Source organism: Streptomyces sp. NPDC107654, from assembly GCF_055639035.1.
Genome location: NZ_JBVKBI010000001.1, coordinates 97,991 through 113,294, shown reverse-complemented (window position 1 = coordinate 113,294; position 15,304 = coordinate 97,991). Strand labels below are relative to the sequence as shown.

At 73.7% G+C, this 15,304-nt stretch carries 17 protein-coding genes; 11 read left to right on the top strand and 6 right to left on the bottom strand.

Annotated features, from left to right (window positions below; translation table 11 throughout):
* Positions 1 to 5: 5 nt before the first annotated feature.
* Positions 6 to 641: a TIGR03085 family metal-binding protein gene (locus ACZ7N4_RS00500; protein WP_471352110.1), complete on the bottom strand. Its 636-nt coding sequence runs from the start codon at positions 639 to 641 to the stop codon at positions 6 to 8.
* A gap of 141 nt (positions 642 to 782) precedes the next feature.
* On the opposite strand from ACZ7N4_RS00500, the gene hisI reads away from it, so the two are divergent.
* The 11 genes from hisI (at position 783) to lgt (ending at position 9,675) form a co-directional block, all read left to right on the top strand.
* Positions 783 to 1,184 (top strand): phosphoribosyl-AMP cyclohydrolase, encoded by a 402-nt coding sequence (gene hisI / locus ACZ7N4_RS00495; protein WP_471352107.1) that lies wholly within the window; start codon positions 783 to 785, stop codon positions 1,182 to 1,184.
* An 11-nt stretch (positions 1,185 to 1,195) separates the two neighbouring features.
* Positions 1,196 to 2,674: an anthranilate synthase component I gene (locus tag ACZ7N4_RS00490; protein ID WP_471352102.1), complete on the top strand. Its 1,479-nt coding sequence runs from the start codon at positions 1,196 to 1,198 to the stop codon at positions 2,672 to 2,674.
* Between the two features lie 52 nt (positions 2,675 to 2,726).
* Positions 2,727 to 3,365 (top strand): TIGR02234 family membrane protein, encoded by a 639-nt coding sequence (locus tag ACZ7N4_RS00485; RefSeq protein ID WP_471352099.1) that lies wholly within the window; start codon positions 2,727 to 2,729, stop codon positions 3,363 to 3,365.
* Positions 3,366 to 3,494: 129 nt separating this feature from the next.
* A complete protein-coding gene (locus ACZ7N4_RS00480) occupies positions 3,495 to 3,752 on the top strand; it encodes an HGxxPAAW family protein (protein WP_471352097.1) in 258 nt (85 codons plus the stop codon).
* Between the two features lie 147 nt (positions 3,753 to 3,899).
* Positions 3,900 to 4,331, top strand: coding sequence for a DUF2752 domain-containing protein (locus ACZ7N4_RS00475; RefSeq protein WP_471352094.1), 432 nt, complete (start codon positions 3,900 to 3,902; stop codon positions 4,329 to 4,331).
* 134 nt (positions 4,332 to 4,465) lie between these two features.
* A complete protein-coding gene (gene trpC / locus ACZ7N4_RS00470; protein WP_471352090.1) occupies positions 4,466 to 5,275 on the top strand; it encodes an indole-3-glycerol phosphate synthase TrpC in 810 nt (269 codons plus the stop codon).
* 20 nt (positions 5,276 to 5,295) lie between these two features.
* A complete protein-coding gene (gene trpM, locus ACZ7N4_RS00465; RefSeq protein ID WP_471352087.1) occupies positions 5,296 to 5,535 on the top strand; it encodes a tryptophan biosynthesis modulator TrpM in 240 nt (79 codons plus the stop codon).
* A gap of 68 nt (positions 5,536 to 5,603) precedes the next feature.
* Entirely contained in the window at positions 5,604 to 6,887 is a 1,284-nt protein-coding gene (gene trpB, locus ACZ7N4_RS00460) for a tryptophan synthase subunit beta (protein WP_471352085.1), read from the top strand.
* Positions 6,884 to 7,702, top strand: coding sequence for a tryptophan synthase subunit alpha (gene trpA, locus ACZ7N4_RS00455; protein ID WP_471352082.1), 819 nt, complete (start codon positions 6,884 to 6,886; stop codon positions 7,700 to 7,702). Before trpB ends, trpA begins: the two co-directional genes overlap by 4 nt.
* 122 nt (positions 7,703 to 7,824) lie before the next feature.
* A complete protein-coding gene (locus ACZ7N4_RS00450) occupies positions 7,825 to 8,598 on the top strand; it encodes a DsbA family protein (RefSeq protein WP_471352081.1) in 774 nt (257 codons plus the stop codon).
* Between the two features lie 81 nt (positions 8,599 to 8,679).
* The gene (gene lgt, locus ACZ7N4_RS00445) at positions 8,680 to 9,675 is read left to right on the top strand and encodes a prolipoprotein diacylglyceryl transferase (RefSeq protein WP_471352078.1); all 996 of its coding nucleotides are present in this window, start codon (positions 8,680 to 8,682) and stop codon (positions 9,673 to 9,675) included.
* A 158-nt stretch (positions 9,676 to 9,833) separates the two neighbouring features.
* Here the strand turns inward: lgt and ACZ7N4_RS00440 are convergent, their stop codons facing one another.
* Genes ACZ7N4_RS00440 through ACZ7N4_RS00420 form a run of 5 tightly spaced genes read right to left on the bottom strand, consistent with a single transcriptional unit; the run spans position 9,834 to position 15,304 of the window.
* The gene (locus ACZ7N4_RS00440; protein WP_471352074.1) at positions 9,834 to 10,661 is read right to left on the bottom strand and encodes an HpcH/HpaI aldolase/citrate lyase family protein; all 828 of its coding nucleotides are present in this window, start codon (positions 10,659 to 10,661) and stop codon (positions 9,834 to 9,836) included.
* Positions 10,658 to 11,863 (bottom strand): CaiB/BaiF CoA transferase family protein, encoded by a 1,206-nt coding sequence (locus ACZ7N4_RS00435; protein ID WP_471352070.1) that lies wholly within the window; start codon positions 11,861 to 11,863, stop codon positions 10,658 to 10,660. The genes ACZ7N4_RS00440 and ACZ7N4_RS00435 overlap by 4 nt, the downstream gene beginning before the upstream one ends.
* On the bottom strand, positions 11,860 to 12,753 hold the full coding sequence (gene rbsK, locus ACZ7N4_RS00430) for a ribokinase (RefSeq protein WP_471352067.1): 894 nt from the start codon (positions 12,751 to 12,753) through the stop codon (positions 11,860 to 11,862). The genes ACZ7N4_RS00435 and rbsK overlap by 4 nt, the downstream gene beginning before the upstream one ends.
* Entirely contained in the window at positions 12,750 to 14,111 is a 1,362-nt protein-coding gene (locus tag ACZ7N4_RS00425; RefSeq protein WP_471352065.1) for an ADP-ribosylglycohydrolase family protein, read from the bottom strand. The genes rbsK and ACZ7N4_RS00425 overlap by 4 nt, the downstream gene beginning before the upstream one ends.
* Positions 14,099 to 15,304 (bottom strand): ADP-ribosylglycohydrolase family protein, encoded by a 1,206-nt coding sequence (locus tag ACZ7N4_RS00420; protein WP_471352062.1) that lies wholly within the window; start codon positions 15,302 to 15,304, stop codon positions 14,099 to 14,101. Before ACZ7N4_RS00420 ends, ACZ7N4_RS00425 begins: the two co-directional genes overlap by 13 nt.

Below are 15,304 nucleotides of genomic sequence, written 5' to 3'. Positions count from 1 at the left end.
TCCTCTCAGATGCCCAGCTGCTTCGACTCGTGCAGCCGGTCGATCGCCTCGGCGTCGCCCTCCAGGTCCACCCTGGCCGCGCGCTGCCGGCCGTACGCGAACATCAGCAGCTCCGACGGCTCACCGGTCACCGTGACCACCGGCGTGCCCCGGTGCGCCACCGCCGTCTGGCCGTCCGGCCGGCGCAGCACCAGACCCGTCGGCACACCCCGGCCCATCAGCCGCGCCATGCGTTCGAGCCGGGACCACAGCGCGTCCTGGAACACCGGGTCCAGCTCGCGCGGGCCCCAGTCCGGCTGGGCGCGGCGGACGTCCTCCGTGTGGACGTAGAACTCCACGATGTTGGCCGCCTCGTCGACCTGCTTGAGCTGGAAGGGGGAGAACCGCGGCGGACCGGTACGGATCAGCTGGATCAGCTCCTCGTACGGCTTCGCGGCGTACTCGGCCATCACCTTCTCCAGACGCGGCGCGAGCTGCTTGAGCAGCGCGCCCCCGGCCGCGTCCGGGCGGCGCTCGCGCACGACCACGTGCGCGGCCAGGTCCCGGGTGCGCCAGCCCTCGCAGAGGGTGTCGGCATCCGGCCCGACGGTTTCCAAGAGGTCGGCGAGGAGAAGCCGTTCACGCTTGGCAAAGGTCGACATGGTGTCAGCCTACGACCACGTAAACGTCCCGCCCACCCGTCGCCCCGGGCGCCACCCTCACGGGGCCGCTTTCGCACCGGCTCCGACCACTCCCTGGACGGCCGTGTCCCGCTGTCGGTCCCACGCGGCAGAATGTGACCCATGACCAGTACGACCGGTGCACCCCGGCCCAGCAGCCTCGACCCGGAGATCGCCGCGCGGCTCAAGCGCAGCGCCGACGGGCTCGTCCCCGCCATCGCCCAGCAGTACGACACCGGCGAGGTGCTCATGCTCGGCTGGATGGACGACGAGGCGCTGCACCGGACGCTGACCACCGGCCGCTGCACCTACTGGTCGCGCAGCCGGCAGGAGTACTGGGTCAAGGGCGACACCTCCGGCCACTTCCAGCGGGTGAAGTCGGTCGCCCTGGACTGTGACGCCGACACCCTGCTGGTCAGGGTCGACCAGGTGGGGGCCGCCTGCCACACCGGCGCGCGCACCTGCTTCGACGCGGACGTGCTGCTCGAGGACGCCGGTTCCGGCGTACCCGGATCCGGTCAGTAGGGTCAGCCGCCATGGAACTGGAGACCTTCCGCAAGCTGGCCACCGACCGGCGCGTCATCCCGGTCACGCGCAAGCTGCTCGCCGACGGCGACACCCCGGTCGCGCTCTACCGCAAGCTCGCCGCCGAACGCCCCGGCACCTTCCTGCTGGAGTCCGCGGAGAACGGCCGTTCCTGGTCGCGCTACTCCTTCGTCGGCGTCCGCAGCGCCGCCACGCTCACCGTCCGCGACGGCGAGGCCCACTGGCTCGGCGTCCCGCCCGTCGGCGTCCCCACGGACGGCGACCCCCTCCAGGCCCTGCGCGCCACCCTCCAGGCCCTCCACACCCCGCACCAGGAGGGCCTGCCCCCCTTCACCGGCGGCATGGTCGGCTACCTGGGCTACGACATCGTCCGCCGCCTGGAGAAGATCGGTCCCGGCGAGCACGACGACCTGCGGCTGCCCGAACTGACCATGCTGCTGACCAGCGACCTCGCGGTGATGGACCACTGGGAGGGCTCGGTCCTGCTGATCGCCAACGCGATCAACCACAACGACCTCGACACCGGCGTCGACGAGGCCCACGCGGACGCCGTGGCCCGCCTGGACGCCATGGAGGCGGACCTGACCCGCCCGGTCGCCCAGCCCCCGGCCCACCTCCCGCCCTCCGAGCTGCCCGAGTACACCGCCCGGTGGGGCGGCCCCGACTTCCAGCGGGCCGTCGAGGACGTCAAGGAGCGCATCCGCGCCGGCGAGGCCTTCCAGGTGGTGCCCTCCCAGCGCTTCGAGACCCCGTGCACGGCGAGTGCCCTGGACGTCTACCGGGTCCTGAGGGCCACCAACCCCTCCCCGTACATGTACCTGTTCCGCTTCGAGGGCTTCGACGTCGTCGGCTCCTCCCCCGAGGCCCTGGTGAAGGTGGAGGACGGGCGCGCGATGGTCCACCCCATCGCCGGCACCCGGCACCGCGGGGCCACCCCGCAGGAGGACCAGGCCCTCGCCGAGGAGCTGCTCGCCGACCCCAAGGAGCGCGCCGAGCACCTGATGCTGGTCGACCTGGGCCGCAACGACCTCGGCCGGGTCTGCGAACCCGGCTCCGTCGAGGTGGTCGACTTCATGTCCATCGAGCGGTACTCGCACGTGATGCACATCGTCTCCACCGTCACCGGCAGGGTGGCCCCCGGCCGCACGGCCTTCGACGTGCTCACCGCGTGCTTCCCGGCCGGCACCCTCTCCGGCGCCCCCAAGCCCCGCGCGATGCAGATCATCGACGAACTGGAGCCGTCCCGCCGCGGTCTGTACGGCGGCTGCGTCGGCTACCTGGACTTCGCCGGGGACTCCGACACCGCGATCGCCATCCGTACGGCCCTGCTCCGCGACGGCACCGCCCACGTCCAGGCGGGCGCCGGCGTCGTGGCCGACTCCGACCCGGTCGCGGAGGACCAGGAGTGCCGCAACAAGGCGGCGGCGGTGCTGCGGGCGGTGCACACGGCGAACCGCCTGGGGCGGTAGGGCGCGTCTCATACCAACCCCGGGTGACGGTTCGCCCGGGGTTCAGGCGATAGTGGAGTACGTGACTGCTGTACCTCACCCCCGTTCCGAAGCCGCCGCGACCGTCCGGTCCGGCCGGCGGAGCCTCGCCGTGGCCCTCCTGTGCGGTGCGCTCGGCGCGGCCGTGACGCTGCTCGCGACCCGGCAGCGCTGGGCGGAGGGCACCGCGACGGTGGCCGGCGGCGCGTTCCCCCTGACCGCCAAGGGCAGCGACGTCACGGGCGTCCCCGCGGCCCTCGCCATAGTGGGCCTCGCCGCCCTCGTCGCCGTCTTCGCCGTCCGCCGTGCCGGCCGGCTCCTCGTCTCCGGGCTGCTCACGCTGTCCGGCGCCGGGATCGCCGCCGCGGCCCTGGCGGCCGCCGCCGACGGCTCCGCCCTGGACGAGCAGGCCGCCAAGGCCAGCGGCGACACCTCCGCCACGGTCGACGCGCTCACCCACACCGCCTGGCCCTACGTCGCGGCCGCCGGCGGCCTGCTGATCCTGCTCGCCGGTCTTCTCGCCCTGCGCTACGGCGGCCTGTGGCCCGCGATGTCCGGGCGCTACGAGCGCGGCACCGCCCGCCCGCGGCGCGGCGCCCGCCCGGCCGACCCGGAGCGCCCGGAGGAGATCTGGAAGGCCCTGGACCGGGGCGAGGACCCCACGGGCGCCTGAACCCCGGACGCGCGGTGGGGATGTGGTGAACCAGACGCCACCCCCGCGTCCGGCACACGCACGCGTACGGGACAATGGACGACGAGCGTCCGGCTCGTACGACACACAGACAGCAACGAGGAGCAAGTCATGGCGGGCAGCAGCCACGGTCACACCCCGGCCGCCTGGACCGGTGTCATCATCGCCTTCATCGGTTTCTGCGTCGCGGGTGCCTTCATGGTGATGGCCCAGCCCGTCGGCTTCTGGGCCGGCATGGCGCTGATCCTCCTCGGGGGCGTGGTCGGCGGCATCATGCGCGCCATGGGCCTCGGCCAGCCGAAGCAGGCCCGCTCCCTGCCGCACACGGCCCCTGCGGCGACGCGCGAGCCGGCGGCCGCGAAGAGCTGAGTCCCGGGTTGTCGCGAGGGGCGGTCCGGCATCCGAAGGGGTGCTGCGGACCGCCCCTCGCGTTCGCCCCCGAGGCAGGCGCATGCGGCAGAGGCAGGGGCGCGCGCCCGTGAGGCGGGGTCGTGACCGGCGGGGGAGAATGCCCGCGTGAACGTCTCCAGCCGACCGGCCGCGCCCCCCGTCCCCGTCCGGCGGCGGATCGCCGTACCGGTGGCGCTGCTCGCGGCCGTGTCCGGGGCCCTCGCGTACGTGGGGGCCGTGGACCCGAACCAGCCCGGGCACTACCCCGTCTGCCCGCTGTACCAGCTCACCGGGCTGTACTGCCCGGGCTGCGGCGGACTGCGCGGCACACACGCCCTCGTGCACGGCGATCTGCTCGCCGCGCTGCGCGACAACGCGCTCGCTGTGGTGGCCTGCCTGGGATTCGGCGTGCTGTGGACCCTCTGGACGGCCCGTGCGGCGCGCGGCCGGCCGGTGCGGATCGGGCTCGGAACGGCCCGGCTGTGGGCCCTCGGAGCGGCGCTGCTGACGTTCACCGTCGTCCGGAACCTGCCGTTCGGTGGCTGGCTCCACCCTTGATCGAACGACGAATGTCCAGGTAGTGGGACCGGCCTCCGCCGGATGCGAAGCCAGGGCGTTCGTGCGGATACCATCGCATTGACCACGGGTTTTCAGAACCTGAAGGAACCACCGTCTGGAAGGGGGCCGCTCGCGTGAGTGTGCTCGACGAGATCATCGACGGAGTCCGTGCCGACCTCGCGGAGCGGCAGGCACGCGTCACCCTCGACGAGCTCAAGGAGCGTGCGGCGAAGGCCCCCGCCGCCAAGGACGGGGTGGCCGCGCTCAAGGGCGACGGCGTCAAGGTGATCTGCGAGGTCAAGCGCTCCAGCCCCTCCAAGGGCGCGCTGGCCGCGATCGCCGACCCGGCCGGACTCGCCGCGGACTACGAGGCGGGCGGCGCCGCCGTCATCTCCGTCCTCACCGAACAGCGCCGCTTCGGCGGTTCGCTCGCCGACCTGGAGACCGTCCGCGCGCGCGTGGACATCCCCGTCCTGCGCAAGGACTTCATCGTCACGTCGTACCAGCTCTGGGAGGCCCGGGCGTACGGCGCCGACCTCGTGCTGCTGATCGTGGCCGCCCTGGACCAGCCGGCCCTCGAGTCGCTGATCGAGCGGGCGGTGTCCATCGGCCTGACGCCGCTGGTCGAGGTGCACGACGAGGACGAGGTCGAGCGGGCGGTGGACGCGGGCGCCAGGATCATCGGCGTCAACGCGCGCGACCTGAAGACGCTGGAGGTCGACCGAGGCACCTTCGAGCGGGTCGCCCCCGAGATCCCGGACCACATCGTCAAGGTCGCCGAGTCCGGCGTGCGCGGCCCGCACGACCTGATCGCCTACGCCAACGCCGGCGCCGACGCGGTACTGGTCGGCGAGTCCCTGGTGACCGGGCGCGACCCGAAGGCGGCGGTCGCCGATCTGGTGGCGGCCGGCGAACATCCCGCTTTGCGCCACGGGCGGAGCTGAACCCCGGTAGGCTGACCGCGATGACCACGGAGACCACCCACCCGACCAGGGACCCGTACGCCCGCCTCGCGCGCGGCTGCCGGCCCCGTGGTTGCCGTGCGCCCGCGAGGCGCGTGCACGGGCGTCGGGTGCGGTACGTCATCGGTGACGAACCCGGGCAGGTCAACGGCATGCGATGGCAGCGCGCCCCCAAGGGGCGCGGGGCCCTGTCCGAGGTGCGGCTGTCGCCGCGCGCGCACGAGCGACCCCACACGGCCTGAGGCCGTACGACAACCCCGCCCCCACGGCGATCAGTGTCTTTTCCGCACACTCACCGTGAGGTTTCCGCATGCCCAGCGACTACTTCATTCCCGACCCCGAGGGTCACATCCCCAGCGCCGAGGGCTACTTCGGCGCGTTCGGCGGCAAGTTCATCCCGGAGGCCCTCGTCGCCGCCGTGGACGAGGTCGCCGTCGAGTACGAGAAGGCCAAGAACGACCCGGAGTTCGCCCGCGAGCTGGACGACCTGCTGGTCAACTACACCGGCCGTCCGTCGGCGCTCACCGAGGTCCCCCGTTTCGCCGAGCACGCCGGCGGCGCCCGCGTGTTCCTCAAGCGCGAGGACCTCAACCACACCGGCTCCCACAAGATCAACAACGTGCTCGGCCAGGCCCTGCTCACCAAGCGCATGGGCAAGACGCGGGTCATCGCCGAGACCGGCGCCGGCCAGCACGGCGTCGCGACGGCCACCGCCTGCGCGCTGTTCGGCCTCGACTGCACCATCTACATGGGCGAGGTCGACACCCGGCGCCAGGCCCTCAACGTCGCCCGGATGCGCATGCTCGGCGCCGAGGTCGTCGCCGTGAAGTCCGGCAGCCGCACCCTCAAGGACGCCATCAACGAGGCGTTCCGGGACTGGGTCGCCGACGTCGACCACACCCACTACCTGTTCGGCACGGTCGCCGGCCCGCACCCCTTCCCGGCCATGGTCCGCGACTTCCACCGGGTCATCGGCGTCGAGGCCCGCCGCCAGCTCCTGGAGCGCGCCAGCCGCCTCCCGGACGCGGCCATCGCCTGCGTCGGCGGCGGCTCCAACGCCATCGGCCTCTTCCACGCCTTCATCCCCGACGAGGGTGTCCGCCTCATCGGCTGCGAGCCCGCCGGCCACGGCATCGAGACCGGCGAGCACGCGGCCACCCTCACCGCCGGCGAGCCCGGCATCCTGCACGGCTCCCGGTCCTACGTCCTGCAGGACGACGAGGGCCAGATCACCGAGCCCTACTCGATCTCGGCCGGTCTCGACTACCCGGGTATCGGCCCCGAGCACTCCTACCTCAAGGACAGCGGTCGCGCCGAGTACCGCGCGGTCACCGACGACGCCGCCATGCAGGCACTGCGCCTGCTGTCGCGGACCGAGGGCATCATCCCGGCCATCGAGAGCGCCCACGCGCTGGCCGGAGCCCTGGAGGTCGGGAAGGAGCTGGGCAGGGACGGCCTGATCGTCGTCAACCTGTCCGGCCGCGGCGACAAGGACATGGACACCGCCGCCCGCTACTTCGGCCTGTACGACACCGACGCCGAGGTGGCCGCCAACGCGGCCGACACCGCCGAGATCGAGGGGGACGCCAAGTGAGCGGGACCATCCAGCTGCTGACCGACACCCTCGCCGCCGCCAGGGCCGAGGGACGCTCCGCGCTCATCGCCTACCTCCCGGCGGGTTTCCCGACCGTGGACGGCGGCATCGACGCGGTCAAGGCCGTCCTGGACGGCGGTGCCGACATCGTCGAGGTGGGCCTGCCGCACAGCGACCCGGTCCTCGACGGCCCGGTCATCCAGACCGCCGACGACCTCGCCCTGCGGGGCGGTGTGAAGATCGCCGACGTCATGCGCACGGTCCGGGAGGCGTACGAGGCCACCGGGAAGCCGGTACTCGTCATGACCTACTGGAACCCCATCGACCGCTACGGCGTCGAGCGCTTCACCGCCGAGCTGGCCGAGGCGGGCGGCGCGGGCTGCATCCTGCCCGACCTGCCGGTGCAGGAGTCGGCGCTGTGGCGCGAGCACGCCGAGAAGCACGGCCTGGCGACGGTCTTCGTCGTGGCGCCGAGCAGCAGGGACGAGCGCCTCGCCGAGATCACCGCGGCGGGCAGCGGCTTCGTCTACGCGGCCTCGCTGATGGGCGTCACCGGCACCCGTGAGTCGGTCGGCGAGCAGGCCCAGGACCTGGTCCGGCGCACCCGCGGCACGGGCACCGAGCTGCCCGTCTGCGTCGGGCTCGGCGTCTCCAACCAGGCCCAGGCCGCCGAGGTCGCCGGCTTCGCCGACGGCGTGATCGTCGGTTCGGCGTTCGTGAAGCGGATGCTGGACGCCCCCGACCACGCCTCCGGCATCGCGGCGGTCCGCGAACTGGCCGGGGACCTGGCGAAGGGCGTGCGCGGACAGGCGTAGAAGGTCCCAGCGGACGGGCCTCACCGTCCGCTGCATGTCCCGTCCCGGATGATTCGATCACTCGAACGGGTGGACCTCGGGCCGGGGAGGCGCGCTGCGCCTCCCCGGTTCGTTCTGGGGGTGTGAGCGAGAAGAACCGTGACGGAAAGCGCACCGCCCGGGAGCGGCTGGCGGTCGAGCGCGAGAAGCAGAAGTCCGCGGAGAGGCGACGGCGCGCGCTGATCGTGGGCGCGAGCGTCGTCTGCGTCCTGGGCCTCGCGGCGGTGATCGGCGTCCTCGCCGCGAACGCCGGCAAGGACAAGAAGAGCAGCGCCGGCCCGGCCGTGGCACCCTCGGGCGCACAGGGCAAGGACAGCCTCGCCCTCCCGGTCGGCAAGGACGGCGCCAAGTCGACGCTCACCGTCTGGGAGGACTTCCGCTGCCCGGCCTGCCAGGCCTTCGAGGTGGCGTACCGCCCGACACTCCACGAACTGACCGACGCCGGCAAGCTCAGAGTCGAGTACCACCTGGTCCGGCTGATCGACGGCAACCTCGGCGGCAGCGGTTCGCTGCGCGCCGCCAACGCCGCGGCCTGCGCCCAGGACGCCGGCAGGTTCCGTGACTACCACGACGTGCTGTACGCGAACCAGCCGAAGGAGACCGACGACGCCTTCGCGAACAACGACACGCTGATCAAGCTGGCCGGCAAGGTGAAGGGCCTCGACACCCCCGCCTTCCGCAGGTGCGTCAAGGACGGCACCCACGACACCTGGGTGAACAAGTCCAACGAGGCCTTCCGGACCGGCGGCCTCACCGGCACGCCCACGGTCCTGCTCGGCGGCAAGAACATCTACCAGGACCAGACGATGACCCCGGCCAAGCTCAAGCAGATGGTGGAGGACGCCGACCGACGGTAAGCGTTTCTCACGCCCCGTTATGGACCCGTAGCCGGGCTGCTTGCCGTCCCCACGGCCCGGCACGGTAGCGTCGGACCTGCCATGAACCTTGCCTATATCCCCAGCCCGTCGCACGGGGTGCTGTATCTCGGCCCCATCCCGCTGCGCGGCTACGCCTTCTGCATCATCATCGGCGTCTTCGTCGCCGTCTGGTTCGGCAACAGGCGCTGGATCGCCCGTGGCGGGCAGTCCGGCACGGTCGCCGACATCGCCGTCTGGGCCGTGCCGTTCGGCCTGGTCGGCGGCCGGCTCTACCACGTGATCACGGACTACGAGCTGTACTTCAGCGAGGGCCGCGACTGGGTGGACGCCTTCAAGGTGTGGGAGGGCGGCCTGGGCATCTGGGGCGCGATCGCGCTCGGTGCGCTCGGCGCGTGGATCGGCGCGCGGCGCCGGGGCGTGCCGATGCCCGCGTACGCCGACGCGGTCGCGCCCGGCATCGCCTTCGCGCAGGCCCTCGGCCGCTGGGGCAACTGGTTCAACCAGGAGCTCTACGGCCGGGAGACGCATCTGCCCTGGGCGCTGCACATCACCTCCTCCGAGGGCGGCCGGGTCCCGGGCTACTACCACCCGACCTTCCTCTACGAGTCCCTGTGGTGCATCGGCGTCGGTCTGCTGGTCATCTGGGCGGACCGCCGCTTCAAGCTGGGTCATGGCCGGGCGTTCGCCCTCTACGTCGCCGCGTACTGCGTGGGCCGCGGCTGGATCGAGTACATGCGGGTGGACGACGCCCACCACATCCTGGGCCTCCGCCTCAACGACTGGACCGCCCTGATCGTCTTCCTGCTGGCGGTGGCGTACATCGTCGTGTCGTCGAAGAAGCGGCCGGGCCGGGAAGCGGTGGTGGAGCCGGGTGCCTCCGCTGGTTCGGCGGAGAGCGCCTCCGGTGGTTCGGCCGAGGGTGCCTCCGGTGGTTCGGCGGAGAGCGCCTCCGGTGGTTCGGCCGAGGCCGCGCAGGCTGTTGACGAGGGGGAGGAGAAGGCCGGGGACTCCGAGGGGTCGCCGAAGGACGAGGCGGAGTCGGCCAGGAAGAGCTGACCGCTGGTCATCACTGCGCCGAGGGCGCCCGGCCACGCGGCGGCAGCCGCACGGAAACGGCCGGGCGCCCTCGGCGTGTGCCGGCGACCGGCCGCGGTGGACGCGGCCCCGCCGGGTCTGCGCCGGCGGGGCCGGTCGCCGCTGCGACGCGAAGCACCTCAGCCGTCGGCTCGGTACGCTCTGCCCGCCAGGGACAGGGTGCGCCGGGCCATCGCCACCACCGCCGCGTCGATGAAGCGGCCGTCCGGGAGGGCCTGGGCGCCCTCTTCGGCCGAGGCCGCCTTGATGACCGTCTCGGCGTGCTCGATCTCCGCCGCCGTGGGCAGATAGGCCCGCTCGATCACCGGGAGCTGGCGGGGGTGGATCGCGGCACGGCCCAGGAAGCCCAGGGCGCGGCCGTGGGCGCAGGAGGCGGACAGGCCGTCGAGGTCGCGGATGTCCGGGTGGACGGTCTGGGACGGTGGGGCCAGCCCCGCCGCGCGCGCGGCGACGACCACCCGGGATCGCGGCCAGTCCAGACCCGCGTCGGCCCGTACTCCCAGGTCGGCCCGGAGGTCCGCCTCGCCCAGGGCGATGCCCCTCAGGGCGGGGTGGGCGGTGGCGATGGCGTAGGCCTGCTCGACGGCGAGGGCCGACTCCAGCAGCGCGTAGAGGGGCACCGGGGTGGCCACGGCGACCTGCCGTACCTGGGCCGGGCTCGTCACCTTCGGCAGCCGTAGCCCGGACAGCCCGGGCAGGCCGGCCAGGGCGGCGAGGTCGTCCGCGGCCCAGGGGGTGTCCGGGGCGTTGACGCGGACGTGCACCGGAACCGGCTGGGGCTCCGTGAGGAGTTCCGCGGTCGCCGTGCGGGCGTAGCCCTTGCGGGCCGGGGCGACCGCGTCCTCCAGGTCGACCACCACCACGTCGGCGCCCGCCGCCAGGGCCTTGGCCACGACGTGCGGGCGGTCGCCGGGGGCGTACAGCCAGGTCAGCGGGAACCCGGTCACAGGGCGCCCTCCGCGCGCAGGGCCGCGATGTCGGCCGGGCCGAGGCCCAGTTCGGTGAGCAAGGCCTCCGTGTCGGCGCCGTGCGGACGGCCGGCCCAGCGGATCGCGCCGGGCGTGGCGGACAGGCGGAACAGAACGTTCTGCATGCGCAGGGGACCCAGCTCCGGGTCGTCCACGGTGGTGACCGTGTCCAGGGCCTGGTACTGGGGGTCCGCCAGCACGTCCCGGACGTCCTGCACCGGCGCCGCCGCGGCCTCCGCCTTCTCGAAGGCGGCGAGCACCTCGGCGCGGGTGCGGCCGGCGATCCAGGAGCCGACCGCCTCGTCCAGGACGTCGGCGTGGGCGGCCCGGCCCGTGCCGGTGGCGAACCACGGCTCCTCGGTCAGCTCCGGGCGGCCCACCAGCCGCAGCACCCGCTCGGCGACCGACTGCGCGGAGGTGGAGACGGCGATCCAGCAGCCGTCGGCGGTGCGGTAGGTGTTGCGGGGGGCGTTGTTCGCGGACCGGTTGCCGGTGCGTTCCTGGACGTAGCCGAGCTGGTCGTACCAGGTGGGGTGGGGTCCGAGGACGGACAGGATCGGTTCGATGATCGCCATGTCGACCACCTGCCCGGCGCCGGTGCGCTCGCGCGCCGCCAGTGCCGTCAGCACGGCGTACGCGGTCGCCAGGCCCGCGATCGAGTCGGCGAGACCGAACGGGGGCAGCGTCGGGGGCGCGTCCGGTTCGCCGGTGACCGCGGCGAAGCCGCTCATCGCCTCGGCGAGGGTGCCGAACCCCGGGCGGCGCGCGAAGGGGCCGAACTGGCCGAAGGCGGTGACCCGGGCGAGCACCAGCCGGGGATTGGCCGCGGACAGCTCGGCCCAGCCCAGGTCCCATTTCTCCAGGGTGCCGGGGCGGAAGTTCTCGATCACCACGTCGGCGGTGGCGGCGAGCCGCAGCAGGGTCGTCCGGCCGCCGCGCGTGGACAGGTCCAGGGTGAGGTTCCGCTTGTTGCGGCCGAGCACCTTCCACCACAGGCCGACGCCGTCCTTGGCCGGGCCGTGGCCCCGGGACGGGTCGGGCCGCCGGGGGTGCTCGACCTTGATCACTTCGGCGCCGAAGTCCCCGAGCAGGGTGGCGGCCATCGGTCCGGCGAAGAGGGTCGCCAGGTCCAGTACGCGCAGGCCGTCGAGCGCGAAGGGGGTCCGTGTCGTCGTCCTCATGCGCTGTACTGCGCCTCGATCTCCGGTCGGTACGGCATCGACACCGACGCGCCCTCCCGCTGGACGGAGACCGCCGCCGCGGCGGCCGCCCAGGACAGGGCCTCCCGTACCGGTCTCTCCTCGGCGAGGGCAACGGCGAGCGCGCCGACGAACGTGTCGCCCGCACCGGTGGAGTCCACGGCGGTCACCCGGGGCGCGGGGACCACGAGGGGGACGGTGCCCCGGGCCAGGTACAGGCAGCCCGTGGCGCCCAGAGTGACGACGACCTGCGGCACCTGCTCCAGCAGGGCGGCCGCCGCCTCGCGCGGGTCGGTGCGGCCGGTGAGGGTGACGGCCTCGTACTCGTTCGGCACCAGCAGGTCGGTGGCGCGCAGGAGTTCGGGGGGAAGCGGCTGGGCCGGCGCCGGGGTGAGGACCGTACGGACGCCGTGCCGGCGGGCCGCCTCCGCGCCCGCGACGACGGCGGCCAGTGGGATCTCCAGTTGCAGCAGCAGGGCGTCGGCGGTGGCGATCACCCCCTCGTCGCCGGGGGAGAGGTGGTCGACGGTGCCGTTCGCGCCGGGGACGACGACGATCGCGTTGCCACCCTCGTCGTCCACCACGATGTGCGCGGTGCCGGACGGCCCTTCCACGGTGCGCAGGAAGTCGGTGTCCACGCCGGAGTGTTCGAGGGTGTCGCGCAGCCGTGCGCCGTAGGCGTCGTTGCCGACCGCTCCCATCATCGAGACGGTGGCGCCGGCGCGGGCCGCGGCGACCGCCTGGTTGGCGCCCTTGCCGCCGGGAATCGTACGGAACTCCCGCCCCGTCACGGTCTCCCCGCGCTGCGGGGCCTTGGCGACGTAGGTGACGAGGTCCATGTTGATGCTGCCGAGGACGGCGATATGGGTCATGGGCGGATCGCCTCCAGGTGGGTGAGGTGGGCGAGGGTGTCGAAGCCGGTGCCGTCGAAGTCGGCGACGGTGGTGGCGAGCCGGTTCTTCAGCGGGAACCGCCAGCGGTCGGGCAGCGCGTCGGGGGTGCCGGCGAGGAGACCGGCGATGCTGCCGGCGGTCGCGCCGTTGGAGTCGGTGTCCCAGCCGCCCGACACGGCACGGCAGACGGAGCCGGTGAAGTCGCCGTCGGCATGGGTGAGGGCGGCGACGGTCAGCGCGGTGTTGGGGACGGCGTGGACCCAGTGGTGGCCGGGCGCGTGGCGGGCGTGGAGCGCGTCCACCACGTCGTCGAAGTCACCGGTCGTCGTGGCCAGGTGGACGGCGTGGTCGATCGCCTTCGCCAGGCGGGAGCGGGCCGGGACCACCGCGCGGCCGGTGCGCAGGCAGGTGTGGACGTCATGGGTGCCGGTGGCGGCCGCGGCGATGGCGGCGGCCGCGAACATCGCCGCGTAGACGCCGTTGGCGGTGTGGGTGAGGACCGCGTCGCGGTGTGCCTGTTCGGCGGCGGCGGCCGGGTCGCCGGGGTTGCTCCAGCCGTGCATGTCCGCGCGGATCAGGGCGCCGATCCACTCGCGGAACGGGTTGCGGTGGCGGGCCGTGTGCGGGGGCTCGACACCGGCGAGGAGATTGCGGTACGCGACGCGCTCGGCGGTGAAGGCGCGGCCGGGCGGGAGTTCCTCCAGCCAGAGCCGGGCGACGTCGTCGGTGGTGAAGTCCCTGCCGTGGCGCTGGAGCAGGAGGAGGTTGAGCAGGGGGTAGTCGAGGTCGTCGTCCTGCGGCATGCCGTCGATGTTCTCGGCGAGGGAGGTGGCGGCGGAGCGGCGGTTCCAGGGGTGTGCGCGCAGGAGGTCCTCGGGAACCCCCCTGCCGGTGAAGTAGGTGGTGAGGGGCCAGTTCCCGGCGGCCCGGGCGAGGGCGCGGATGCCGTCCAGGGGGAGCTTCTCCACCGGTTTGCCGAGGAGGCAGCCGACGGCCCGGCCGAGCCAGGCGGCCTCCAGGGCGCGCGGGTCCGGCGCGGTGGCGGACCCTCCGGCGGGCCAGTGCGGGCACCGGGACCGGATGCGGGCCAGGTCCGTCGGCTCGTCCTCGGCGAAGCGGCTGGGCAGGTCGGCGAGTTCGTCCAGCAGGTCCTCGGCCAGCAGCCGCAGGTAGCGGGACGCGCGGTGCGCGGACGCGCCCGCCCGCTCCGGGGCGTCCGGGCCGCCCGCCGCTCGCCAGCGGGCCTCGATCGCCGCCGGTTCGCGCCCGTCCAGGCGGGCCTGGCGCAGCTCGTGGCCCAGCAGGTCCTCCGGCTGGACCCAGGTCAGCCGGAGCACGGGCGGCCTCCGAGCGCGGTGAACGCCTCCTCGTGGGCGCGCCGGCGGCGGACGTCCCGGTCGAAGATCTCGTGGGTGACCTCGGTGAGCGTCCGGGCCGGCGCCCACAGGTCCAGGCGGCTGGCGTCGGCGACCGTCTTCGCCCACTCCTCGGGTGGGGGTGAGCCGAGGGCGCCCGCGAGGGCACCGGCCATCGTGGCGATCGAGTCGCAGTCACGGCCGTAGTTGACCGAGCCGAGCACGGCGTGCCGGTAGTCGCCGCCGGAGACGACCAGCATGCCCAGGGCGACGGGGAGTTCCTCGACGGAGTGCAGCCGGGAGGGGCGGCGGGCGGCGAGGGAGGGGGCGCGGTAGTCCGGGCCGACGGTGTCGTACGGGGCCACCGCCGCGCGCAGCGGACCGAGCGCCGCCTCGAAGTCCCGGTACCGGGCGGCGACTTCGCAGACCCTCTCGATCGCGGTGCGGGTGCCGTCCCTGGCCAGGGAGAGGCAGGCGGCCACCACCGAGTCCGGGGTCGCGCCGGGACCGGCCGCGGCGGCCACGGCGGCGGCGAGGACCCCGGCCGCCTCACGGCCGTACGACGACTGGTGCGCGCCCGCGACGTCCAGCGCCTCGGCGTAGGCGCCGGCCGGGTTGGCCGCGTTGACCAGGCCGACGGGTGCCATGTACATCGCGGCACCGCAGTTGACGATGTTGCCGACGCCCGCCTCCCGGGGGTCGGTGTGACCGTAGGCGAGCCGGGCCACCAGCCACTTCTCGGCGAGGAAGAGGCGGTGCAACGGCAGGGCATCCGCCTCCAGCTCGGGGATCCAGCGCGGGGTCGTCATCAGGTCGGGGACCAGGTGGTCGGCGATCGCGTAGGCGTCGAGGTGGTCGCGGACCCGGTCGTAGACCCGGATCAGCGCGTGTGTCATCAGGGTGTCGTCGGTGACGTGGCCGTCGCCCTTGTGGTACGGCGCGATGGGGCGGGCGGTGCGCCAGGCGTCGCCGTGCCAGGGGCCGACGACGCCGCGTACCCGGCCGCCGTGGCGCTCGGTGATCTGCTCGGGGGTGTAGCCCTCGACCGGACCGCCGAGGGCGTCGCCCACGGCGGCACCGACCAGGGCGGCGGTGACGCGGTCGGCGAGGGTGTACGAGGAGGTTCGGCCCGGTTTCTGCGGGGTTCGGGCGTGTGTGGGCTCTTCGGGTGCCAT

Coding starts and splice junctions, on each gene's coding strand:
- trpB (WP_471352085.1), top strand. CDS start 5,604: ATGCCCAGCGACTACTTCATTCCCGACCCCGAGGGTCACATCCCCAGC.
- ACZ7N4_RS00490 (WP_471352102.1), top strand. CDS start 1,196: ATGGAACTGGAGACCTTCCGCAAGCTGGCCACCGACCGGCGCGTCATC.
- hisI (WP_471352107.1), top strand. CDS start 783: ATGACCAGTACGACCGGTGCACCCCGGCCCAGCAGCCTCGACCCGGAG.
- ACZ7N4_RS00480 (WP_471352097.1), top strand. CDS start 3,495: ATGGCGGGCAGCAGCCACGGTCACACCCCGGCCGCCTGGACCGGTGTC.
- ACZ7N4_RS00435 (WP_471352070.1), bottom strand. CDS start 11,863: ATGAGGACGACGACACGGACCCCCTTCGCGCTCGACGGCCTGCGCGTA.
- ACZ7N4_RS00420 (WP_471352062.1), bottom strand. CDS start 15,304: ATGGCACCCGAAGAGCCCACACACGCCCGAACCCCGCAGAAACCGGGC.
- trpM (WP_471352087.1), top strand. CDS start 5,296: ATGACCACGGAGACCACCCACCCGACCAGGGACCCGTACGCCCGCCTC.
- lgt (WP_471352078.1), top strand. CDS start 8,680: ATGAACCTTGCCTATATCCCCAGCCCGTCGCACGGGGTGCTGTATCTC.
- ACZ7N4_RS00500 (WP_471352110.1), bottom strand. CDS start 641: ATGTCGACCTTTGCCAAGCGTGAACGGCTTCTCCTCGCCGACCTCTTG.
- rbsK (WP_471352067.1), bottom strand. CDS start 12,753: ATGACCCATATCGCCGTCCTCGGCAGCATCAACATGGACCTCGTCACC.